At 71.3% G+C, this 20,773-nt stretch carries 21 protein-coding genes; 13 read left to right on the top strand and 8 right to left on the bottom strand.

Annotated elements, in window-relative coordinates; genetic code table 11:
* Nucleotides 1–27 precede the first annotated feature (27 nt).
* Complete coding sequence (locus ACQP2X_RS11625; protein WP_498696233.1) at nt 28–1,884, bottom strand: SIP domain-containing protein; 1,857 nt, start codon at nt 1,882–1,884, stop codon at nt 28–30.
* Nucleotides 1,885–1,978: 94 nt separating this feature from the next.
* Here ACQP2X_RS11625 and ACQP2X_RS11620 point away from each other — a divergent pair, with 94 nt between their 5' ends.
* On the top strand, nt 1,979–3,523 hold the full coding sequence (locus tag ACQP2X_RS11620; protein WP_498696232.1) for a helix-turn-helix domain-containing protein: 1,545 nt from the start codon (nt 1,979–1,981) through the stop codon (nt 3,521–3,523).
* A gap of 35 nt (nt 3,524–3,558) precedes the next feature.
* Here ACQP2X_RS11620 and ACQP2X_RS11615 read toward each other — a convergent pair whose 3' ends face one another.
* From ACQP2X_RS11615 to ACQP2X_RS11595, 5 genes are all read right to left on the bottom strand, one after another.
* Nucleotides 3,559–4,128 carry a dehydroquinate synthase/iron-containing alcohol dehydrogenase family protein gene (locus ACQP2X_RS11615; RefSeq protein ID WP_498696231.1) on the bottom strand — a complete coding sequence of 190 codons (570 nt, stop codon included), beginning with the start codon at nt 4,126–4,128 and terminating at the stop codon, nt 3,559–3,561.
* A 90-nt stretch (nt 4,129–4,218) separates the two neighbouring features.
* Nucleotides 4,219–5,226 carry a polysaccharide deacetylase family protein gene (locus tag ACQP2X_RS11610; protein ID WP_498696230.1) on the bottom strand — a complete coding sequence of 336 codons (1,008 nt, stop codon included), beginning with the start codon at nt 5,224–5,226 and terminating at the stop codon, nt 4,219–4,221.
* A gap of 73 nt (nt 5,227–5,299) precedes the next feature.
* Nucleotides 5,300–5,794: a DUF1877 family protein gene (locus ACQP2X_RS11605; protein WP_498696229.1), complete on the bottom strand. Its 495-nt coding sequence runs from the start codon at nt 5,792–5,794 to the stop codon at nt 5,300–5,302.
* Between the two features lie 125 nt (nt 5,795–5,919).
* The gene (locus ACQP2X_RS11600) at nt 5,920–6,648 is read right to left on the bottom strand and encodes a hypothetical protein (RefSeq protein ID WP_498696228.1); all 729 of its coding nucleotides are present in this window, start codon (nt 6,646–6,648) and stop codon (nt 5,920–5,922) included.
* 5 nt (nt 6,649–6,653) lie between these two features.
* The gene (locus ACQP2X_RS11595) at nt 6,654–7,265 is read right to left on the bottom strand and encodes an RNA polymerase sigma factor (RefSeq protein WP_498696227.1); all 612 of its coding nucleotides are present in this window, start codon (nt 7,263–7,265) and stop codon (nt 6,654–6,656) included.
* Between the two features lie 168 nt (nt 7,266–7,433).
* Here ACQP2X_RS11595 and ACQP2X_RS11590 point away from each other — a divergent pair, with 168 nt between their 5' ends.
* Genes ACQP2X_RS11590 through ACQP2X_RS11575 form a run of 4 tightly spaced genes read left to right on the top strand, consistent with a single transcriptional unit; the run spans nt 7,434 to nt 10,469 of the window.
* Nucleotides 7,434–7,841, top strand: a complete 408-nt coding sequence (locus ACQP2X_RS11590) for a TOBE domain-containing protein (protein WP_498696226.1) — start codon at nt 7,434–7,436, stop codon at nt 7,839–7,841.
* Nucleotides 7,838–8,617, top strand: a complete 780-nt coding sequence (gene modA / locus ACQP2X_RS11585) for a molybdate ABC transporter substrate-binding protein (protein ID WP_498696225.1) — start codon at nt 7,838–7,840, stop codon at nt 8,615–8,617. The genes ACQP2X_RS11590 and modA overlap by 4 nt, the downstream gene beginning before the upstream one ends.
* A 5-nt stretch (nt 8,618–8,622) precedes the next feature.
* On the top strand, nt 8,623–9,429 hold the full coding sequence (locus ACQP2X_RS11580; RefSeq protein ID WP_498696224.1) for an ABC transporter permease: 807 nt from the start codon (nt 8,623–8,625) through the stop codon (nt 9,427–9,429).
* Complete coding sequence (locus ACQP2X_RS11575; protein WP_498696223.1) at nt 9,426–10,469, top strand: ABC transporter ATP-binding protein; 1,044 nt, start codon at nt 9,426–9,428, stop codon at nt 10,467–10,469. Before ACQP2X_RS11580 ends, ACQP2X_RS11575 begins: the two co-directional genes overlap by 4 nt.
* On the opposite strand, the gene ACQP2X_RS11570 is transcribed toward ACQP2X_RS11575, so the two are convergent.
* Nucleotides 10,457–11,347, bottom strand: coding sequence for a helix-turn-helix transcriptional regulator (locus tag ACQP2X_RS11570; protein WP_498696222.1), 891 nt, complete (start codon nt 11,345–11,347; stop codon nt 10,457–10,459). The genes ACQP2X_RS11575 and ACQP2X_RS11570 overlap by 13 nt on opposite strands.
* 55 nt (nt 11,348–11,402) lie before the next feature.
* On the opposite strand from ACQP2X_RS11570, the gene ACQP2X_RS11565 reads away from it, so the two are divergent.
* The 4 genes from ACQP2X_RS11565 to ACQP2X_RS11550 all read left to right on the top strand — a co-directional run bounded on the left by ACQP2X_RS11565 (nt 11,403) and on the right by ACQP2X_RS11550 (nt 15,689).
* Nucleotides 11,403–12,380, top strand: a complete 978-nt coding sequence (locus ACQP2X_RS11565; RefSeq protein ID WP_498696221.1) for an aldo/keto reductase — start codon at nt 11,403–11,405, stop codon at nt 12,378–12,380.
* Between the two features lie 50 nt (nt 12,381–12,430).
* Entirely contained in the window at nt 12,431–13,618 is a 1,188-nt protein-coding gene (locus ACQP2X_RS11560; protein WP_498696220.1) for a hypothetical protein, read from the top strand.
* A 126-nt stretch (nt 13,619–13,744) separates the two neighbouring features.
* Complete coding sequence (locus tag ACQP2X_RS11555; protein WP_498696219.1) at nt 13,745–14,359, top strand: hypothetical protein; 615 nt, start codon at nt 13,745–13,747, stop codon at nt 14,357–14,359.
* A gap of 79 nt (nt 14,360–14,438) precedes the next feature.
* Entirely contained in the window at nt 14,439–15,689 is a 1,251-nt protein-coding gene (locus ACQP2X_RS11550) for a GDSL-type esterase/lipase family protein (RefSeq protein ID WP_498696218.1), read from the top strand.
* Here ACQP2X_RS11550 and ACQP2X_RS11545 read toward each other — a convergent pair.
* Nucleotides 15,667–16,701, bottom strand: coding sequence for a LacI family DNA-binding transcriptional regulator (locus tag ACQP2X_RS11545; protein ID WP_498696217.1), 1,035 nt, complete (start codon nt 16,699–16,701; stop codon nt 15,667–15,669). The two genes, ACQP2X_RS11550 and ACQP2X_RS11545, sit on opposite strands and share 23 nt — an antisense overlap.
* A gap of 182 nt (nt 16,702–16,883) precedes the next feature.
* On the opposite strand from ACQP2X_RS11545, the gene ACQP2X_RS11540 reads away from it, so the two are divergent.
* The 4 genes from ACQP2X_RS11540 to ACQP2X_RS11525 are packed head-to-tail and all read left to right on the top strand — an operon-like array spanning nt 16,884 to nt 20,771.
* Nucleotides 16,884–17,780: a nucleoside hydrolase gene (locus ACQP2X_RS11540; protein ID WP_498696216.1), complete on the top strand. Its 897-nt coding sequence runs from the start codon at nt 16,884–16,886 to the stop codon at nt 17,778–17,780.
* A 2-nt stretch (nt 17,781–17,782) separates the two neighbouring features.
* A complete protein-coding gene (locus ACQP2X_RS11535; protein WP_498696215.1) occupies nt 17,783–19,063 on the top strand; it encodes an ABC transporter substrate-binding protein in 1,281 nt (426 codons plus the stop codon).
* A complete protein-coding gene (locus tag ACQP2X_RS11530; protein WP_498696214.1) occupies nt 19,060–19,947 on the top strand; it encodes a carbohydrate ABC transporter permease in 888 nt (295 codons plus the stop codon). The genes ACQP2X_RS11535 and ACQP2X_RS11530 overlap by 4 nt, the downstream gene beginning before the upstream one ends.
* On the top strand, nt 19,944–20,771 hold the full coding sequence (locus tag ACQP2X_RS11525) for a carbohydrate ABC transporter permease (protein WP_498696213.1): 828 nt from the start codon (nt 19,944–19,946) through the stop codon (nt 20,769–20,771). Before ACQP2X_RS11530 ends, ACQP2X_RS11525 begins: the two co-directional genes overlap by 4 nt.
* Nucleotides 20,772–20,773 lie beyond the last annotated feature (2 nt).

Below are 20,773 nucleotides of genomic sequence, written 5' to 3'. Positions count from 1 at the left end.
TCTTCTCTTCTTCTTGGGGGGTGTACGTCAGTGGATGCCGGCCGGCACGAGGTCGTGGACGGTGGTGCCCCAGCCGACCGTGTGCCGCGCGGCGCGGACGAGACCGGCCCGCGCGATGACGGCGTCGAGCTCGGCCTCGGTGCGCAGACCGGAGCCGTGCACGGTGAGGGCGAGCAGGTCCGCCTCGCCGTCGTGCTCATCGAGGTCGCCGAGGTCGAACGTGTCCTCGATCAGCAGCACCCGGCCGCCGGGCCGGAGGTTCCCGGCCGCTCGGCGCAGGGCGTGTGCGGCGTCGGCATCGGGCAGGTTCTTGAAGGCGCGGATGACGAACACGGCGTCCGCCGGCGGGCTGGGCTCGAAGAAGGACTGCTCGGCCACGCTGACCCGCGCCCGCTGGCGCTCGTCGGGAATGGTGTCGGGCAGGTCGCGGCGCAGCCAGTCGGCCTGGGCGGGCAGCGCGCAGATCGTCACGCGCAGGCCGGGCCGGGCCGCGACGAACTCACGGGCCTGGGCGCCGGCGCCGCCGGAGTGGAGCACCAGGTGCTCGACCCCGTCGAGCAGTTCGGACCTGGCGATCGGCTCGGCCAGCGCGGCCTGGAATTTCGCCAGGCGTTCCAGGTAGCGATCCTCGTAAGCCTGTTCGGTGCGCACCTCGGTGAACGTCTGGCCGGTGACCGAGGCGTACGACGCCCGGCCCGTGCGAACCGACTCGGTGAGCCCGTGGATGCCGAGCATCTCGCGCCCGGCGGCCCCCTGGGGGTGCAGAAGGTCGATCATGAATTCGAGGGTCAGGACCTCACCCACCGGCGTCAGACCGTAGTGGCCCGGTCCGGTCTCGACGAGGATGCCCAGGGTGTGCAGGTAGCGCAGAAGCTTGCCCAGCGCCCGCTCATCGGCGTCCGCCTTCGCCGCCAGGTCACCGACGCCGGTCACGCCGCGGGAGATCAGCTCGGGGACGCCCAGCTCGACGGCGCTGCGGATGGCGATCGGGGCGATCAGCTCGGCCAGATCGTGGAGCTTCTCGAACGGCGTTCTCGTCTTACCGGGGTCCGGCAGAGCCTGGTCGGTCTCGAGGGCGACGACCTCGCCGCGACGCCAGTACCCGATGAACTCGACGTCACCCTTCGGGACTCCCCGGTCCTCGACCAGATGGCGCCGGATGTCGCGGACCAGCCGCTGTTCGCCGGCGATCCACGCGAACGGCTCGCCCTCCCACCAGCGACAGTTCCGGACCGCGTCCAGCAGCGGGGTCGCCTCGGCGCCCGCGCGCACGAGCCAGGTCACCTCGACGCCGGGCCGCTCACGCAACTCCTGGCGGTGCTCGTCCTCGGCGATCTCGATGAACACCTGGACCCTCGTTCCCTCGGGCAGTTCGTCGAGCAGGCGGGCGATCGCGGGGATCGCCGTGTCGTCGCCGGCGACCAGCAGCCAGTCCGCGTTCTGCGGGAACGCGCGGGACGAGCCCGGGCCGAAGAAGTGGACACGGTCGCCGACCTCGGCGCGGTACGCCCAGGTGGTGCCCACGCCGATGCCGTGCTTGACGAAGTCGACGTCCAGCTCGCCCGCGCCGGGATCCCAGCGGCGCACGGTGTAGACCCTGGACAACGGACGCGGGTCCCTCGGCAGGTCGAGGCCCGTCTCCTTCTGCACCGGCAGCACCGGATCGGCCTGGCCGGGATAGCTGAACACCAGGCGGATGTCGTCGTCGAAGCCCGCCGAGTCGAACGCCGGCTGGGGAAATCCGTTGGCCGAGGTGAACGCGCGGAGCTGCGCACCGGCCAGGGTGATCCGCCGCATGCCCGGGGTCAGGTCCGTCACCCGGACGACCTCGGCCTCGCGCAGGGTCAGGGGATGCACGGTGATGCGGCGTGAGGTCTTGGGCATGCTGGGGACGGCACCTTTCGGATTGACCAGAGGCCGATAAGGTTAGGCAACCCTTATCTCCAATAGTGTGCGCAGGCTGCCATATGGTTAGGACATGAGCGCGGGCCAGCCGCCGCCGATCCCGCCGGTGCGGTCGAGCGGTTCCTGGAACAAGACCGCGCATCTGCTGTTCTGGGTCCGCACGGGCTCGGCGTGCCTCCGCATGGAGGGTCACCCGGAGTTCCGGCTCGCCGCGGGCGAGGGCGTCTGGATCCCGGCCGCCGACGGCAACTCCTGGACGGTCGTCACCGAGCCCGGAACGGTCGCCTTCCCGCTGCTGACGCATCCGAGCGTCGGGGCCGGAGCCTTACCGGAACCGAGGCGGTTCGTGGTTCCCGACGGCTGGCAGGACTGGCTGATCCAGCACTTCAACCTCATGGTCACGCCGCTGACGGGACACGGATACTCCCAGGACGCGCTGGTCGGCCTTCTCCGCGGCTCCGGCCGGCGGCCGCCCGCGCCGAGCGGCGACGCCGAGCCGTACCCGGCCGATCCGCCGGTCATGCCGAGAGCCGCCGGGGCCCGGGCCGTGGCCGGCGAGCTGCTCCGCAATCCGGCGGCCGACCTCACCGTCGCCGCATGGGCGGAACGGGTGCTGTCCAGCCCGCGCACCCTGCGGCGCTCCTTCCTGGCCGGCACCGGGCTGACCTTCGAGCAGTGGCGGCTGCGCTGCCGGTTGAGCGCGGCCGTCGAGCTCCTGGCCGCCGGCTACGGCGTCGACCAGGTGGCGGCCCGGGTGGGCTTCGCCAGCCGCAACGGATTCGCCCGCGCGTTCAAGCAGCAGTTCGGGTCGACGCCCTACGCGTTCAGCCGGACGCTCTCCGCACAGCAGCGCACGACCGCGGCGCGTCAGGCCGACGACCTCGTCAAGCTGGTGCGGGAAGGCCGCACCTCGCCGGCCCCGCCCGAGCTGCTCCCGGCGACCCGGACGACCTCGCACACCAACGATTCCCACGTCCTCTGCTGGGCTTATCGCGGCAGCGGATATCTCGACGCCGGCGACCGCCGCTACGAATGGGGCCGGGGCGGCGCGATCTGGATCCCGGCCGGTCTGGAGCACACCACCGGCGTCCGCGAGAACTCGATCTCCCTGCCGCTCGGTAACGCCACCGCCGACGACCTCCGGCTGACCGAGCCGCTGCAAGCCCAGTTCCCGCCCGCCTGGGACGACTACCTGATGTTCTGCTCCATCAGTGCCCGCACCCCGGTGCGCCCGGACGGCTACGACCCCAGCCACGTCCTCGACCTGTTCGCCGATCATCTCGCCGCGCAACGCGCGCTGTCGGTGCCGATGCCGGCCGACCCCCGCGCCCGGGCCGTGGCCATGGACTATCTGCGCCGCATCGGCACGTCCGGCGGGTCGGCGCCCGGCGTGCCGGCCGGCATCCGGCGGGCCTTCCGCGAACAGACCGGCATGACCTTCGCCCGGTGGCGCGACGCCGCCCGCATGCGCTTGGCCCGGGACCTGCTGGCCGGTGGCGTCAAACCGGTGGCCGTCGCCCGTCGCGTCGGCTACGCCCACCTCCCGACGTTCAGCGCCGCCTTCTCCCGCTTCCACGGGCTGTCGCCCCGCGAGTACCAGGCACGCGAGGCCCCGTGACCCGGGCGGCCGTCACCGCCCGCGCCGCCCCTCGATCAGCCTGAGGTCAGGACGTGGCGGGTCCGGTCCCCGGTCCAGGCCGCCTCGAGGATCGCGGTCAGGCTGGCGGCGTCGGTGGGGCCCGGATGGTTCTGGATCAGGCGGGTGACACCGGTGGCCATCTCCGCGAAGCGGGGAAGGTCGGCGCGGGCCACACCGATGTCGGCCAGGGTGGGTGGGATGCCGATGTCGGCCAGGAGCTGGTCGAGCCAGGTGAGGAACACGTCGGCCGCCTCGGCGTCCGAGGCGCCGGCCACGTCCAGCCCGCACGCCTGGGCGAGGTGGGCCAGCCGGTCGCCGATGGCGGTTCTGGCCGCGTTCAGCGCGTAGGGCAGGAGCAGTCCGACGCCCAGGCCGTGCGGCGTGTGCGTGGCGGCGCCGATGGGGTACTGGAGGGCGTGCGGGGCCGCGTTGCCCGCATGGGAGAACGCCAGCCCGGCGAGCATGGACCCGTAGGACATGTCCGCGCGCCCGTGCTGCTCGTCCACGGCGCCGAGGACACCGTCACCCCGCTCGGGACGGCGGCCCTCCCCCTGCTCGGCCACCTGGCCCACGTCCGTCTGCATGTGATCGGCCGATGCGGGCACGTGCCGGCGCTGGAGCACCCCCACGAGTTCAGGCGGCTCCTGTCATGTTTCCTGGCCCGGGACTCCGGATCAGAGCGCCACGAACCGCAGACCCCGCGCCTTGAGCACCGGGATGACGGCACTGAGGGCGCTGTACGTCTGTGAGCGGTCCCCGCCGCCGTCGTGGCACAGGATGATCTGGCCCGGGTGGGCGGCCAGCATGCGCTGCTCGACCTTCTGGGTGCCCGGCCGCGACCAGTCGCGGGGGTCGACGCTCCAGTCCAGTGGCAACAGTCCCGCGCGGGCGACCTCGGCCAGCAGCGGCGCGGACCAGTCGCCGCCGGGCGAGCGGAACAGCTTCGGGGCGTACCCGGTGGTCTTCTCGATCTTGGCTTGTGCCTTCTGGATCTGTTTCTGGACGAAAGCGCCGGGCTTGCCGGCCAACTTCGTGGGATGGCTCCAGGTGTGATTGGCGAGCTGATGACCGGCCTTGGTGACGCTCTGCGCGACGGCTTCGTGACCGAGCACCTGATTGCCGATCATGCAGAACATGGCCGGCACGTCGTACTTGTCGAGCAGCCGCAGGATCTTCGGTGTCCAGACCGGATGCGGGCCGTCGTCGATGGTCAGCGCGATCGCGTCGGCCGGGAAGGCCGGCGCGCCGGCGGCCCGGCGGTACTCGTCGAGCGTGAAGATCGCCCGGTGCTGGACCGGCGCCGGCGGCTCGGTGACGGGGGCGCTCTCCGGGGTCCGAGGAGTGGTCACGGCGGGGCTGACCGGCGACGACCGGACCGGCGCGGGGGCGGAGCTGTGCCGCGAGGAACCGACGGCGACGGCGGCGACACCGGCCATCGCCAGGCCGGCCACCCCGGCCCCGCCGATGAGCATCTGCCGCCGGGTGAGGCCGGCGGATGCGGCTTCGCCGGTCTCCGGGGCGCGGGGGCCGTCATCGACGGCCTCGCTGCCCTCGCCGCCCTTGCCGGCCTCGTCGCCCTTGCCGGCCTCGCCGTCCTTGCCGGCCTCGCCGTCCGGGGGCGTCCTCGGACGTACGACGACGGTCGGCTCCTCCGTGACGGCGTCGGTGGATTCGTCGGACATGAGCACTCCCGCCACCGCATAGATCGTTTAGCAGTCGGCGACGCTAGCACGGGTGATCAACCAGGCTCTGACCTCAGACGTAGGTGCGCTTGGCCACCGCCTGGCCGGCCTTGGCGGCGGCAGTGTAGAAACCGCGCAGGTTCTCCAGGTACTGCCGGATGTCGGCCAGGAACGCGTCGGACACGGTGCCGGCGGCGCGCTCGGCCAGCTGCGGGCGGTGCCGCTCGATCAGCGCGTCCGGGTCGATGTCGCGCAGGTAGGCGGCGGCGACAGCGGTCTTCTCCACGTCGAGCACGATGATCATGTCGCGGTCGGTCGGCCCGGCCTGGCCCAGCGGGTCGCCGCCCAGCACCACCAGGTCGGCCAGCCCGCCGGAGGTGTGCCGGTCGCCGGTGAGGGCCAGATCGACGAAGACCCAGTCCCGGCCGAGGCTGCACAGCAGGCCGGCGCCGGCCTCGGCGTCGAACACGTCGTCGTCCATCGTCGCGCCGAACCCGGACTCCAGATGCTCGAGCCCACGGGCGACGTCCTCGGGCGACACCCGCCTCATCAGCACGGCGATGGCCACGTGGTCTCCTCCCTGAAGTGAACGCGGCCACAAACGGTAGGAGCCCGCACCGCCGTAATCAACGGTGAGCGATATCAATCGCCCGGAGGGGTTTTCGAGTAACAAAAACGACGGCTGGAACGCTTTTACTTTTTCTTTCCAGGGCTCGGGGACGGGGCGGCCACGCCGTCGCAGTAGTCCGCCACATTCTCCTCACCGCCGGCCGCGGCGAACAGGTCCCGCCGGTCCCGCCCGTTCATCGGGTGCCCGCCGTCGGCGTCGATCTGCCAGGCCGTACACCAGGCGATCCGGTCCTCCGCCGCCGCGGCCGAGGTGGAAGCGGTGGCCGACGGCGCCGGCGGCGGACTGGACGGCGCCGGTGAGGAACCGGACGGTGCCGGCTGCGACGTGGAAGCCGACGACTGAGGCGTGGAAGCCGACGGCCGCGGCGTGGGGGCCGACGGCGGGCGGCTGAGAGTCGCAGCGGTCGGGGTGGGAGGCCCGGCGGGAGGCGTCGTCCGGATCGGCGGGGGCACGCCCAGCCCCGAGAACAGGCGGTGCGCCTGCTGTTGCGCGCCGACCGGAAGGCTGCCGGTGCGTGCCGCCACCGCGGTGCCGCCGGCGCCGAGCACGAACACCGCCGTCGCGACACCGACGATGACGGCGCGCGGGCGGGCCGGGCGCGGGCGGGCCGGGCGCTTCTGGGCGGCCAGGGCGCGGCGGCGTTCGGCGGCCAGGGCGGCCGCCATCTGCTCCCCGCCGCGGGTCTCGGCCGGGGTGGCCGGAGCCCGAGCGGCGTCGAGCAGGCGGTCCAGCCCGGGGTCGCCGGTCCGCCCGCCACCGGCCACCCGGTCCGCCTCGTCACGTCCGCGCATCGGCGTCACACCTCCTCGGCGGCGGTGGACCGCGGGGTCTCGGCCGCACGATCGCGCACCGGGGAGTCAGGCGCGCGGTCGCGGACCTGGGGGTCGGCGGCCAGGCGGCGCAGGCCGCGCATGGTCGCGACCCGTACGGCGCCCCGGCGTTTGCCCAGCACCTGGGCGGTGGCGGCGACGTCGAGGCCGGCCACCACGCGCAGCATCACGGCCTCGGCCTGGTCGCCGGGGAGCGACGCGATCCGTTCGAGGGCCCAGTCGATCTCCGCACCCTCGATCATCTCGGTGGCGGCGTCGCGCGACAGCGACCCGTCGTCGACCGTCGCGGCCGGCTCCTCGCGGCGGCGGCCGGCCCGGCGCCGCTCGTCGATGCCGCGATGCCGGGCGATGCGGAACAACCAGGCCCGGAACGCGTCCGGGCCGCCGGCGAACCGGTCGAGGTCGCGCGCCGCCTGCAGCCAGGTCTCCGATGCCACGTCCTCGGCCGCGTCACCCGCCACCACCCGCAGATAGCGCAGGACGGCCGGGTTCAGCGCGTGCCACAGCACGGCGAAACCCCGATCGTCACCGGCCCGCGCCGCGATCAGCGCGCCGGCCAGCTCGTCGTCCGTCGGCACAGTCGGTCCCCCAGCAGAAACAGGGGAGCAGGCTATCGCCACGCGATGACCATGTCGCAGGCAGCGGTCCACCATCGCAGCTGCGGCTTTCACGCCGTGATCGTCATCGCAGTCGCATGGCAATGGTGCTGCTATCGGCCGCACGTGCCCACCGGTAGGGTGATCGTCGTGACGACATTCCGTATCGGTGAAGCCGCCGAACTGCTCGGCGTCAGCGTGGACACGGTGCGCCGGTGGATCGACGGCGGACGGCTGGCCGCGGAGCGCGACGAGCAGGGCCACCGGCAGATCGACGGGGCCGAGCTGGCCGCGTTCGTGCGTCATCAGGCCGGTGAGCAGGAGGCGAACGGCGAGTCGTCGGCCCGCAACCGGCTGCGCGGCATCGTGACCGCGGTCGTCAAAGACACCGTGATGGCCCAGGTGGACATTCAGGCCGGGCCGTTCCGGGTGGTGTCGCTGATGAGCCGCGAGGCGGCCGACGAGCTCGACCTGCAGGTCGGGTCCGTGGCCGTGGCCGTGATCAAGTCGACCACGGTGGTGGTGGAGGCCGTGGCGCCCAAGGGGAGGACCAGTTGAAGGCACTTCGTGTCGCGGCGGCCGGGCTGGCCGCGATCGTCTCGTTCGGTGTCGCCGGGTGCGGTGACCAGGAAAGCGGCGCCGCCAGCGGGCCGAAGGTGACCGGCGCCGTCACCGTCTTCGCGGCGGCGTCGCTGACCGAGTCGTTCACCACGCTCGGCAAGCAGTTCGAGGCGGCGCACCCGGGCACCACCGTGACGTTCAACTTCGCGGGGAGCTCGGCGCTGGCCACCCAGATCAACCAGGGCGCGCCGGCCGACGTCTTCGCCTCGGCCGCGCCGAAGAACATGACCACGGTCACCGACGCCGGCAACGCGTCGGGCTCGCCCACCACGTTCGTGAAGAACCAGCTGGTGATCGCGGTCGGCAAGGGCAATCCCAAGAAGATCGACGGACTGGCCGGTCTCGCGAGCAAGGACATCAAGGTCGCGCTGTGCGCCGCCGAGGTGCCGTGCGGCGCGGCGGCCACGAAGGCCCTCGAGGCGGCCGGGGTCAAGGTCACGCCGGTCACCTACGAGCAGGACGTCAAGGCCGCGCTGGCCAAGGTGAAGCTGGGTGAGGTCGACGCCTCGCTGGTCTACCGCACCGACGCCAAGGCCGCCGCGGGCGATGTCGACGCGGTCGAGTTCCCCGAGTCGGCCAAGGCCGTCAACGACTATCCGATCGTCCTGCTCAAGGGGGCCAGGAACTCCTCCGGTGGTCAGGCGTTCCTCGACTACGTGCTCTCCGCCGACGGCACAAAGGTGCTCGAGGAAGCCGGCTTCCAGGCACCCTGACCACGATGACTGCCACCGACACCCGCGGCACTTCCCGCGTGCCCTTTCCCCTGCTGCTGCCCGCGGTGCTCGGCCTGATCTTCCTGATCCTGCCGGTGATCGGGCTGCTGGCGCGGGTGCCGTGGGCCACCCTGCCGCAGCGGCTGACCGAACCCGAGGTTCTTCAGGCGCTGCGGCTGTCCGTGGTCACCGCGACCCTGGCCACGCTGTTCTGCCTGGTGCTGGGAGTTCCGCTGGCCTGGCTGCTGGCCCGGGTCACCTTCCCGGGCCGGCGCCTGGTGCGGGCGCTGGTCACCGTGCCGCTGGTCCTGCCGCCGGTCGTGGGCGGCATCGCCCTGCTGCTCGCCCTGGGCCGCCGCGGGCTGGTCGGGCAGTGGCTCGACAGCACCTTCGGCTTCTCCCTGCCCTTCACCACCGCGGGGGTGGTGGTCGCCGAGTCCTTCGTGGCGCTGCCGTTCCTGGTCATCTCGGTCGAGGGCGCGCTGCGCGGCGCCGACGTCCGCTACGAGGAGGCGGCGGCCACGCTGGGCGCGACCCGCTGGACGACCTTCACGCACGTGACGCTGCCCCTGGTCGGCCCCGGCGTCGCGGCCGGCGCCGTGCTCTGCTGGGCCCGGGCCCTCGGTGAGTTCGGCGCCACGATCACCTTCGCCGGCAACTATCCGGGCATCACGCAGACCATGCCGCTCGCGGTCTACCAGACGATGGAGAGCGGTGACCTGGAAGGCGCGGTCGTGCTCAGCCTCATCCTGCTCGCGGTGTCGGTCACCGTCCTCGCCGCCCTCCGCGACCGCTGGCTGACCGCGCCATGACCGACCTGCTTCTCGACGCGCACCTCGTCGCCCAGCGTGGCCCTTTCCGCCTCGACATCGAGCTGAGCATCAGCTCCGGCGAGACGGTCGCCCTGCTCGGTCCCAACGGCGCGGGCAAAACCACTGCCTTGCGTACGCTCGCCGGCCTGACCCCACTCACCGAAGGACACCTCACCCTCGACGGCCACGACCTGTCCCGGACGCCGCCCGAGAGACGCCCGATCGGCGTCGTCTTCCAGGACTACCTGCTCTTCCCCCACCTGAGCGCCCGCGACAACGTGGCCTTCGGCCCACGCCGGCACGGCGCCGACCGCCGCACCGCGCACGAGATCGCCGACCGCTGGCTGGAGCGGGTCGGTCTGGCCGAGTTCGCCCGCCGCAAACCCCGGCAGCTCTCCGGCGGCCAGGCCCAGCGCGTAGCCCTGGCCCGCGCCCTCGCCGTCGACCCGCAACTGCTCCTGCTCGACGAGCCGCTAGCCGCGCTCGACGCCCGGACCCGGCTCGAGACCCGCTCCGAGCTGCACCGCCACCTGTCGGCCCACCCGGGCGCGACCTTGCTGGTGACGCACGACCCGCTGGACGCGCTGGTGCTGGCCGACCGCCTGGTCATCGTCGAGGGCGGCCGCGTCGTCCAGGAGGGCGACGCCGCGACCATCACGGCGCGCCCCCGCACCGACTACGTGGCCCAGCTCGTCGGCCTCAACCTCTACCGCGGACACGGTTCGGGCACCGGCGTCGAGCTCTCCGGCGGCTTCACCCTCACGGCGCACGAATCCGTGCACGGCCCGGCCTTCGTGGCCTTCCCGCCGGCCGCGGTGGCCCTGTTCCCCGAACGGCCGGAGGGCAGCCCCCGCAACACCTGGCCCGCGGTCCTGGCCGACATGCAACGCAACGGCGACAACCTTCGGGTACGCCTGGACGGCCCGATCAGCGTCGCCGCCGACATCACCCCGGCCGCCGCCGCCCAGCTCGACCTCGTCCCCGGCCGCCAGTTGTGGGCCGCGGTCAAGGCCACCGAGACCCGCGCCTACCCCGCCTGAGGCCCGGACCGAGGCGGGGCCGGGGCGCTCGGCCGCCCGGGAGGGGTGGCCGCCCAGCTGGCGAGGAGTTTCAGGCGATCCTCGGACGCGGACCCGGGCTCGGCGGTGTAGATGATCAGGTTGTGGGCGGCTCGGCCGGGCAAGGGCAGGTCGAGGTCCTGGAAGGTCAGCTCCACCTGGCCGGCCTCGGGGTGCTGGAGTCGTTTGACGCCGTCGTGGCGGATCAGCACGTCGTGAGTGGCCCACTGCTTCCGGAAGTCGGTGCTGAGCGTGGACAACTCGCCGATGAGGTCGCGCAGGGCGCGGTCGTGGGGCTCCCGTGCGGCCTCGGCCCGCAGCAGGGCGGCGGTCGCGCTGCCGGCGGCCTCCCAGTCGGCGAAGAAGTCGCGGGCGCCGGGGTCGAGGAAGATGTAGCGGGCGATGTTGGGGCGGCCGTCGCCGCCGAACATCGGCGCGTACAGGGCCCGGGCCAGAGGGTTGCTCGCGATGACGTCCGTGCGGCCGTTGCGGACGAACGCCGAGGACATCGTCATGGCGTCGAGCATCCACTGGACCCGGGGCGGAATGTCGGCGTCCCGGCGGCGCGACGGCGTGCGGCGCGACGACCGGGCCAGGTCGAACAGATAGGTGCGTTCGTCGTCGTCCAGCCGCAGGGCGCGGGCGACCGCGTCGAGGACGTCGCCGGACACGCCGCCGATGTGGCCCTTCTCCAGCCGCGTGTACCACTCCGTGCTCACGCCGGCCAGGACGGCGACCTCCTCGCGCCGCAGCCCGGCGACCCGGCGCCGGGCGCTGGTCGGCAGCCCGGCCTGGGCCGGGGTGATCCGGGCCCGCCGACTGGCCAGGAAGTCCCTGATCTCGGCGCGCCGCTCGTCCATGTCATCCACCGTATCCGCTGGTCACGGCGCAAAGGGGGTTGAGGTTGTCCCCCTGATGACCGCGACCTTCCCCACCGGCGGCGACCGCGGTCTTCTGGGCACCATGACGAACAACAAACTGGCGTTGGGCACGTGGGCCTGGGGAGACGACTTCGGGGCGGGCGGCGGGCAGTTCGGCAGCCGGCTGACCGCTTCCGGCCTGCGCGAGGTGGTCGAGAAGGCGCAGGCGAACGGGCTCACGCTCTGGGACACCGCGGTGGTGTACGGCATGGGCCGGGCCGAGACGGTTCTCGCACAGGCACTCGAGGGGTACGACCGCGGCGCCTACCAGCTGTCGACGAAGTTCACCCCGCAGGCCGCCGGCGACGGCGACAACCCGGTCGCCGACATGCTGGAGCAGAGCCTCGACCGACTGGGTACGGACTACGTGGATCTGTACTGGATCCACAACCCAGCCGACGTGGCTCGCTGGACGCCGCTCCTGATCCCGCTGCTGCGGAGCGGCCGGATCAAGCACGTCGGCGTCTCCAACCACAACCTGAAGGAGATCGCCCTCGCCGATCAGATCCTGGGTGAGGCCGGCTTCCGGGTGGAGGCCGTCCAGAACCACTACAGCCTTCTGCACCGCGATTCCGAGCGGGCGGGCATTCTCGATCATTGCCGCGAGCACGACGTACGCTTCTTCGCCTACATGGTCCTCGAACAGGGAGCGCTGACCGGCCGGGCCCACCCGTTGCCGGAGGGCAGCAACCGGGCGGCCGCGTACAACGGCATCCTCCCCCACCTGAAGGCGCTGACGGACCGCCTGGCGGCGATCGGCGCGGACCGCGGCGCGTCCGCCGCCGACGTCGCCGTCGCCTGGGCCCTCGCCAAGGGGACCACCCCGATCGTCGGCGTCACGAAGGCGAGCTACATCGACGGGTTGGCCCGTGCTCGCGACATCGAGCTCGCCGGTGAGGAGACCGCCGAGCTGGAGTCCCTCGCCGACGCCGCGAACGTCGACACGCGCGGCTGGTGGGAGCACGAGATGTAGCGCCGGCGGGGTTGGACAAGGACATCGAGTGACGGCGATACTCCGTTGCCGTGAAAGAACCGAGATCGCCGTGGTGGCGCGAGGTCGACGACGCCGTCGCTCTGTTGTCCTCGATGCTGAACAGCGCCGCCGGGCGGGCCGAGCGCGACGGGCGGTACGAGCCGCCGCCGGGAGCTCCGGTCCCCCGCCGGCGCCGCCGGCCGGCCTCGCTGCGGCACATCGCCGAGGTGATCAGGACCCATCGGTTCGCGGTCGGCGTCGACAAGGACGACGTGGCCCGGGTGCTGGCCGCCGAGCCCCGCGCGCTGGCCGATCCGCTGCTGGTGGTGGCCGTCGTGCGGGCGTGCCATCAGATCGCCGGTCAGGAGTTCGGGTTGCCGGACGCGGCCCGGTTCGCCGCCGCGGCGGCCCGCATCACGGCGCTGACCGAGGCCGCGCGGGCCGCCGACGAGCGCGCGCCCTTCCTGGTGCCGGCCGTGCGCCGCAGCGCCGCCCTGGTCCGGCCACCCGTTCGGGGCGAGGAGAACGAAAGCCAGCGCGCTCGGGGCGAGGAGAACGAAAGCCGGCACGCTCCGGGCGAGGAGAACGAAAGCCGGCACGCTCCGGGCGAGGCCAACGAAAGCCGGCGCGCTCCGGGCGAGGACAACGAAGGGCCGCCCGCGCTGGAGGCGGAGGCCGACGGACCGCGGGTGATCGACGGGCAGTTCGTCTCGCGGCGGTGGCGCTGGCCGCGCAGCTTCGGGCAGTTGGCCACCACCGCCGCCGTGGCGCTCGTCGCCGCCCTGATCGGCGCGGTGGTGGCCCTCAAGTTCGCGCAGCGCGCCGACCCGGCGCCGGCCGCCGTCGCCGATCTGCCCTGCCGCGACGGCGCGAGCGGGGCGGACCTGGTCGAGTCGAGCGTGGTCAGCCCGGACGAGCAGGCTCAGGTGATCGAGCCGTTCCTGGACTTCGACGAGATGAACGGCTCGGCCCGCTACAACCGCTACGCCGGGCGCACCTACTACTGGGGGCGGGCCGGCTCCGACGACAACGTGCCGCGCTCGGGCGGCGCCCGGATCCGCTGGCAGCCCGGCGACGGGCGGTGGCGCAGCTGCCCGGTGACGCTGGCCCGCTCCGAACGTGACTACGTGCGGACCATGGCCGTGGCCACCACGATCGACGGGCACGCCGTGCGGGTTCAGGTGTGCCTGTGGCGCGACGAGCCGTACCGGGAGAACTGCACCCAGGTCTTCTCCTGACCGCTCCTATCTGTCTCCGGGGACAGATATCCGCAGGCCGGGGACAGGTGACAGTTGTCAGCGAAAGCGCCCTTTCCGACCATCGATGCGAGGTCCGGTCGTACGGGAGGAAAGGGTTTGATGGTCATGGGAATGCACCTGGGACGTCGTGTGGGGGCCGTGCTGGCCGCCGCCGTCGCGGTCGTCGGGCTGGCCGCCGCACCGGCCGCGGCCGAGACGAAGGCGAACTTCGGGCCGTTCAATTCGAGCACTGACTGCGGGCGATCGGTCTATCTGAGCACGTTCGAGGTGAAGCTCTGGGCCTGCGCCCGCAAGGCCAGCGGGGCCACCAAGACTGGCATCGCCGTGCAGAACTACAGCGACAGCAGCGTCTATGTCGAGGTGTACTTCACGCGTTTCTGGACCTTCCAGAGCAGCCAGGCCAGCACGATGATCGACCAGTGGACCGGCGATCCGCTGATCTTCGGCCCGATCGGCATGCAGCTGCCGGCGAACCAGACGAAGGTGATCTACGACGACCGGTTCTGGCAGGGTCTCGAGCATCTGTGCAACGAGAATGAGGGCTGCCGCTACGACGGCGCCAAGGGCTACGCCAACATCTTCACCAGTTCCGCGAACGGCGCCCGTTCGGAGCACAGCGCCTCGGCGTACTCCCCGTTGCAGTCGTCGAAGGTCCAGTGCACCGACGGTCCGACGATCACCAACTGGCCGAACACCGGAAAGTGCGACCAATACCGATGATCCGGGCGTATCACCTGGTCAGACTACCGGGCGGAACGACTGATACCCGGTAGTTGATCAAGGACGTACCGTGGGCGCAGTGAAGTGGTCTGGAAGTGCGAAATTCCTGGTCTCGGCCGTTCTCGTGCTCGTCGTCGTGGCGGTGGTCGTGTGGGTGCGGCGTGACCCGCCGAGCGACGAGCAGGGGAACGCCGGTCCGGCTGTCGCCACCCCGGTGGACCCGAAGACCCCCTGGACCGGCACCTGGGCGACGGTCATGCAGGACGGCAAGGGAGCCGGCTTCCAGGCCGAGACGCTGCGGCAGGTGGTCCGCGCGAGCATCGGCGGCGACTCCGTGCGCGTCCGGCTCTCCAACGAGTTCAGCACGGCCCCGCTCACCGTCAGCGCCGTCTATCTGGCCAAGCATCTGAGCACCGGCGAGGTCGACCCGGCCACCAACGCGCACGTGACCTTCGGCGGCGCCGACTCGGTGACCGTCAAGGCCGGTGGGACCGCCGTGAGCGACCCGGTGGCGTACCGCCTGCCGGCCGGCGGCGACCTGGCGGTCAGCGCCTATCTCCCGCAGCCCGTCGCCTCGGTGACCCAGCACGAGTCGGCGAACCGCGACAACTACGTGGCCGCGGGCAACCAGAGCACGAAGGCCACGCTGTCCGGCGTGCGCTCGTTCTACAACTACTCCTTCCTCGCCGGCGTCGACGTCCAGAACCGCGAGGCCGAGGGCTCGATCGTCGCGCTCGGCGCCTCGATCACCGACGGGTACGACTCGACGTGGAACGAGAACCGCAGCTGGCACAACCTGCTCGCGCAGCGGCTGGGCGGCGAGGGGCGGACCGTCGGCGTGCTCAACGCCGGCATCAGCGGCAACTCGCTGCTGCAGGACGGCGTCGGCCAGAGCGCCCTCAACCGGCTCCAGCGCGACGTCCTCGCCCAGACCGGCGTCCGCTGGGTGATCGTGGCCGACCTCGGGATCAACGACCTGGGCGGTGCCGACGCGTCCACCGGCAACCGGCTCGTCGCCGGGCTGCGGCAGATGATCCAGCGCAGCCACGCCGCGAAGATCAAGGTCTTGTGCGCGACGCTGGTGCCGTTCGCCGACTCGGAGGGCTGGAGCAGCGCGGGCGAGTCCGGCCGGACGGTCTACAACCGCTTCGTCCGCTCCGCCGGCAGCGGCTGCGACGGTGTCGTCGACTTCGACGCCGCCGTCCGCGACCCGGCCGACCCGACCCGGTGGAAGAGCGACCTCGACCAGGGCGACCACATGCACCCCAACAACGCCGGCATGGCGGCACTGGCCGCCGCGGTCGACGTCAGTCTCTTCGCCCGGGCGTGACGCGCGCGCTCGACTCGCGCGGCACCAGGCGCGGGTGGATGACCTGCCGCGCGACGCGCTCGCCGGTCGCGATCCGCTCGACGAGCATCCGGAAGCCGACCCGCCCCAGCTCCACGAAGTCCATCCAGACCGACGTCAGCGGCGGCGCGAAATGGCGGGCGTCGGGCATGTCGTCCACCCCCGCTATCGAATAGTCGGCCGGCGCGACCAGGCCACGGCCGCGCAGCGCGTTCATGAAACCCAGCGCCATCTGGTCGTTGCCGCTGAAGACGGCCGAGAAGTCGCGGACGTCGACGCCGGCGCCGGCCTCGTAGCCGGACTGGGCCGACCAGTCCCCGCGCACCACCGGAAGAGCCGCGGCGCCCACTTCGGCCAGGGCGTCGCGGTAACCGCGCTCCCGGTCCTCCGTCTCGTTGATCTGCTCCGGCCCGGCGATGTGCAGGATCCGCCGGTGCCCGAGCTCGATCAGATGCCGCGTGGCCAGCAGCGCCGCCTCGTAGGAGTCGACGGTGGCCGAGTCGGCGTTCGGCCACGCGTGCCCGGACAGGATGACGACCGGGACGGTCCCCCAGACCCGTTCGAGGGTGTCCTCGATGCCCGGGTGGGGCGACAAGATGAGGATGCCGTCCACCCGGGCCGAGAGGAACCGGTCCAGGGCCTCGTGAACCTTGCCGGGAGCGCTCGCGTCGGCCGGGTCGAACTCCACCGAGCTCGTGAACAGCGCGTACCCGCCGTCGTGGGCGGCCTCGTTGAGGCCCTGGAGGATCGACCAGGTGCCATAGACCGAAGGACCGGTCGTGAGTACGCCCACCGTCCGGGTCGCGTTCACCCGCAGGTTCCGGGCCGAGCCGTTGAACTGGTAGTTGAGCTGCGCGATGGCCGCCTCGATGCGCTCGCGCGTCTCGGCGCCGACGTACCCCTTGCCGGTGTAGTACCGCGAGACCGTCTGGGCCGAGACGCCGGCCAGGCGCCCGACGTCCACCATCTTGGGACGCGGTTGTGACTCTGCCATTCAGCCCCTCCCAAGACCATCTTCTCTTGTTACCGACGTGTTACATACCAGGCCCTGTGCACCTCAGTGGGTTATCGATAACCTACCGCATAGGTTATCGATAACCTTCACCACCCCGACGCCATCGTCTGAATAGATATGCCTCCCTGCATCGACATGGCGGAGACATCGAAGGAGCACAGGTGGCCCCTGCATCCCGCCGCCGGATCGTCATCGACACCGACGCCAAGAACGAGGCCGACGACCAGTTCGCGATCGTGCACGCCCTGCTCTCGCCGTCGCTCGACGTCCGCGGGCTGATCGCCGCCCACTTCGGGCGGCATCGCAGCGAGCGCAGCATGGAGGAGTCGCGCGAGGAGATCGATCTGCTCCTGCGGCTCATGGATCTCGACGGCAAGGTCACCGTGGCCGACGGCGCGGCCGGGCCGATCGCGGACGAGACGACACCGCGGGACAGCCCGGGCGCGCGGCTGATCATCGAGGAGAGCCGGCGGGAGGGCCAGCTCTTCGTCGCCTTCCTGGGCCCGCTCACCGACATGGCCACGGCCATCCTGCTCGAACCGGAGATCGTTCACCGCGACGTCGTGGTGATCTGGATCGGCGGTCCCGGCTACGGCGGCGTCGAGACGTACCCGGGCCCGGAATTCAACCTCGGCAACGACATCGCCGCGGCCAACGTGGTCTTCGGCTCGGGCATCACCGTCTGGCAGGTGCCCTCCAACGTGTACTCCCAGGTCTCGGTGGGCTACGCCGAGCTCGAGGAGAAGATCGGCGGCACCTCCCGGCTCGCCGACTACCTGATCCGGCAGATGACCGAGTGGAACGAGGCCCACCACCCGGAGCCCATCGAGTCCCGCTCCCTGGGCGACTCGCCCGCGATCTCCCTGATGCTCTACCCCCGCGGTGGCCAGTTCCGCACGGTCCCCGCTCCCCGGTTCGGCCGCGAGGGCCACTACCTGCCCGGCACCGGCAATCCCCTCCGGGTCGTCGAGGCCGTCGACGTCCGGTTCCTGCTCGAGGACATGTTCGCCAAGATCCGCCGCTTCGGCCGGCCGGCCGAACCCCCGACAAGGAGATGACCATGAACCGACGCGGATTCCTCGGTCTGGGCGGCGCCGCCGCTCTCGCGACCGGACTGGCCGCCTGCACGGGAACCAGCTCATCGGACAGCGGAAGCGGGACGGGCACCGGCTCGAAGACGCTGCGGCTGTTCACCTACGAGGACAACTCGACCGTCGACCTGCTCAAGGCCCAGGTCAAGGCGTTCGACCAGAAGAACGGGACGACCACCACCGTCGACTCGCTGCCCGGCTCGGGGGCCGCGGTCTATCCGGACAAGCTGCGCACCGAGCTGCTGGGCGGCAAGGGCCCGGACGTGTGGCGCATCTGGGGCGGCCAGATCGGCGCCCCCTTCGTCAAGGCCAAGCAGGCCGCGGACCTCAGCGCCTACTACACGAAGTTCGGCTGGGACTCGAAGCTCAGCCCGGCCGCCATCGAGGGCATGACCTTCGACGGGGTCAAGGGCGGTGTGCCGTTCATCGGCGCCGGCATCGGCGGCTGGTACAGCAAGGCCGCGTTCACCAAGGCCGGCATCAGCGCCCGGCCCGCGACGTACGCGGAGCTCGAGGAGGCCAACACCAAGCTGGTCGCGGCCGGCATCACCCCGGCCAGCCTCGGCGGCAAGTACGGCTGGGACATCATGCGCCTGTTCGAATATCTGCTGGAGGTCTCGGCCGGCCCCGACCTGCACGACAAGCTGCTGACCGGCGCCGAGAGCTGGGACCGGCCCGAGGTGGTCACCGCGTTCACGAACTTCAAGAAGTGGCAGGACCAGAAGTGGCTGCCCGAGGGCGCGGTCGGCCTCGACCCGGCCGACGTGGAGAACTGGTACGTGCAGGGCAAGGCCGCATATACGCTGACCGGCGCCTGGACCGAGGCCCAGGGCATACAGGCCGCCGGCAAGAAGTCGGCCGACTTCGGCGTCTTCCCGCTGCCGACCGGCCAGAACCCGGTGCGGCACTCCGGCTTCGTCGAGGGCTACATGGTCAACGCGAAGAGCGGCAACCCGGACATGGCGGCCGCCCTCATCGACTTCCTCGTCCAGGTCGACACCATCGCGGCGCTGAAGATCACCAACTCCGTCGTGGTCGGCGCCGAGCCCGACAAGGCGACGCTGCCGCTGTCGTACGAGTGGTCCCAAGGTCCTGGAAAGCAGCCGTTCTACACCATCCAGGACCAGGCCCTGCCGAAGCAGCAGTCCGACCAGTACTTCGCGATCCAGAGCGACGTGTTGCAGGGCAAGACCTCGCCCGCCGAGGCGGCCAAGAAGATGCAGGACGTCATCAAGGCCTGGAAGAAATGACCAAGGCAAAGACCAGGCACGGGGGCCTGGTCGCCTGGGGGTTCGCGGCGCCGGCCCTCATCGTCTACTTCGTCTTCCTGGTCTATCCGGCGCTGTCGTCGCTGTGGTTCAGCTTCACCGACTGGGACGGGCTCAGCGCCGGCTACAACACCGTCGGTCTCGAGAACTACAAAAACATGGCGGAGGACCCGGTCGTACGCCAGGCCGCCGTCAACAATCTCATCTGGGCCGTCGTCACCGTCGTCGTTCCGGTGGTCCTCGGCCTCGTGCTGGCCGTCGTGCTCAACGGCAAGGTGCGCGGCAAGCCCGTCCTGCGGCTGATCTTCTACACGCCCGCGGTCCTGCCGCTGGTCAGCGTCGCCTCGATCTGGGGCTGGCTCTACAACCCGCAGTACGGCGCGATCAACGCGGCCCTGCGCGCCATCGGCCTCGACGGGCTGGCCCAGCCCTGGCTCGGGCAGGACTCGACGGCGCTCGGCGCCACCATGGTCGCCGCGATCTGGCTGCGCGTCGGCTTCCCCATGCTGCTCTATCTGGCCGCCCTGCAGAGCATCAGCCCGGACCTGTACGAGGCGGCGACCGTCGACGGGGCCACCCGGTGGCAGCAGTTCTGGCACATCACGATGCCCGGTCTTCGCCCGGCGCACTACGTGGTCATCGCGCTCTCGGTCATCGACTCGTTCAAGGTCTTCGACCTGATCTACGCCATGACGTACGGCGGACCCGGCACCGCCACCCAGGTCATGGGCACCTGGATGTACTTCAACGTCTTCCAGTACAACCAGGCCGGCTACGGCACCGCCATCGCCGTCGTGATCACCGTCGTCGCGATCGCGGTCAGCATCCCGTACGTCCGCTCCCAGACGAAGGAGCACGCCGCATGACGAAGATCAGAGGCGGCCTCGGCACGACGGTCGTCATGACGCTGGTCGCCCTGCTGTGGATCTCTCCGCTGGTGCTGCTGGTGATCACGGCCGTGCGGCCGCTGGCCGACTTCATCGCCCACGGACCGCTGTCCTGGCCCAGCACCTTCACGCTCTCCAATTTCGTGGACGCCTGGGGCATCGGCAACTTCGCGACGACGTACCGCAACAGCCTGATCCTGTTGATCCTGAAGGTGCCGTTGGGCGTCTTCATCAGCGCGATGCTCGCGTTCGCCCTGGCCAAGCTGCGGATCCGGTTCGGCCCGGCGATCATGTACACGGTGTTCCTCGGACTGACCATCCCGATCTACATCACCATCGTGCCGGTTTTCGTCATGGCCCGCAGCGCGGGCGTCACCGACAGCCTGATCGGCCTCATCGGCCCGTACCTGGCCTTCGGCATCCCGTTCGAGGTCCTGGTGTTGCAGTCGTTCTTCCGGCAACTGCCGGACGAGATCCTCGAGGCCGCCCGCATCGACGGCGCCGGCGCCTGGCGCAGCTTCCTGACCATCGTGCTGCCGCTGTCGGCGCCGGCCCTGGTCACCGTCTTCATCCTCGACGCGGTGGCCACCTGGAACGAGTTCCTGTTCGCCCTGATCCTGCTCAACTCGGACGCGAACAAGACCATCCCGGTCGGCCTGCTCAACTTCCAGGGCCAGTTCTCCAACAACAACACCGGCCTGGCCGCCGGCATCCTCATCGCCGTGGTGCCGATCCTCGTCGCCTACACGTTCCTCCAGCGCTGGATCGTCGGCGGGCTCACCGCGGGCGCCTCGAAGGGCTGAGC

This window comes from Actinoplanes sp. CA-131856 (assembly GCF_050956135.1).
In the GTDB taxonomy this organism is placed as follows: Bacteria; Actinomycetota; Actinomycetes; order Mycobacteriales; family Micromonosporaceae; genus Actinoplanes.
This window is presented reverse-complemented; position numbering and strand designations above follow the sequence as displayed.

What these genes read in the sequence shown, in the direction of transcription:
- ACQP2X_RS11625 (WP_498696233.1), bottom strand. Translation starts at nt 1,884, where the DNA reads ATGCCCAAGACCTCACGCCGCATCACCGTGCATCCCCTGACCCTGCGC.
- ACQP2X_RS11620 (WP_498696232.1), top strand. Translation starts at nt 1,979, where the DNA reads ATGAGCGCGGGCCAGCCGCCGCCGATCCCGCCGGTGCGGTCGAGCGGT.
- ACQP2X_RS11615 (WP_498696231.1), bottom strand. Translation starts at nt 4,128, where the DNA reads ATGCAGACGGACGTGGGCCAGGTGGCCGAGCAGGGGGAGGGCCGCCGT.
- ACQP2X_RS11610 (WP_498696230.1), bottom strand. Translation starts at nt 5,226, where the DNA reads ATGTCCGACGAATCCACCGACGCCGTCACGGAGGAGCCGACCGTCGTC.
- ACQP2X_RS11600 (WP_498696228.1), bottom strand. Translation starts at nt 6,648, where the DNA reads ATGCGCGGACGTGACGAGGCGGACCGGGTGGCCGGTGGCGGGCGGACC.
- ACQP2X_RS11580 (WP_498696224.1), top strand. Translation starts at nt 8,623, where the DNA reads ATGACTGCCACCGACACCCGCGGCACTTCCCGCGTGCCCTTTCCCCTG.
- ACQP2X_RS11575 (WP_498696223.1), top strand. Translation starts at nt 9,426, where the DNA reads ATGACCGACCTGCTTCTCGACGCGCACCTCGTCGCCCAGCGTGGCCCT.
- ACQP2X_RS11570 (WP_498696222.1), bottom strand. Translation starts at nt 11,347, where the DNA reads ATGGACGAGCGGCGCGCCGAGATCAGGGACTTCCTGGCCAGTCGGCGG.
- ACQP2X_RS11565 (WP_498696221.1), top strand. Translation starts at nt 11,403, where the DNA reads ATGACCGCGACCTTCCCCACCGGCGGCGACCGCGGTCTTCTGGGCACC.
- ACQP2X_RS11555 (WP_498696219.1), top strand. Translation starts at nt 13,745, where the DNA reads ATGGGAATGCACCTGGGACGTCGTGTGGGGGCCGTGCTGGCCGCCGCC.
- ACQP2X_RS11545 (WP_498696217.1), bottom strand. Translation starts at nt 16,701, where the DNA reads ATGGCAGAGTCACAACCGCGTCCCAAGATGGTGGACGTCGGGCGCCTG.
- ACQP2X_RS11535 (WP_498696215.1), top strand. Translation starts at nt 17,783, where the DNA reads ATGAACCGACGCGGATTCCTCGGTCTGGGCGGCGCCGCCGCTCTCGCG.
- ACQP2X_RS11530 (WP_498696214.1), top strand. Translation starts at nt 19,060, where the DNA reads ATGACCAAGGCAAAGACCAGGCACGGGGGCCTGGTCGCCTGGGGGTTC.
- ACQP2X_RS11525 (WP_498696213.1), top strand. Translation starts at nt 19,944, where the DNA reads ATGACGAAGATCAGAGGCGGCCTCGGCACGACGGTCGTCATGACGCTG.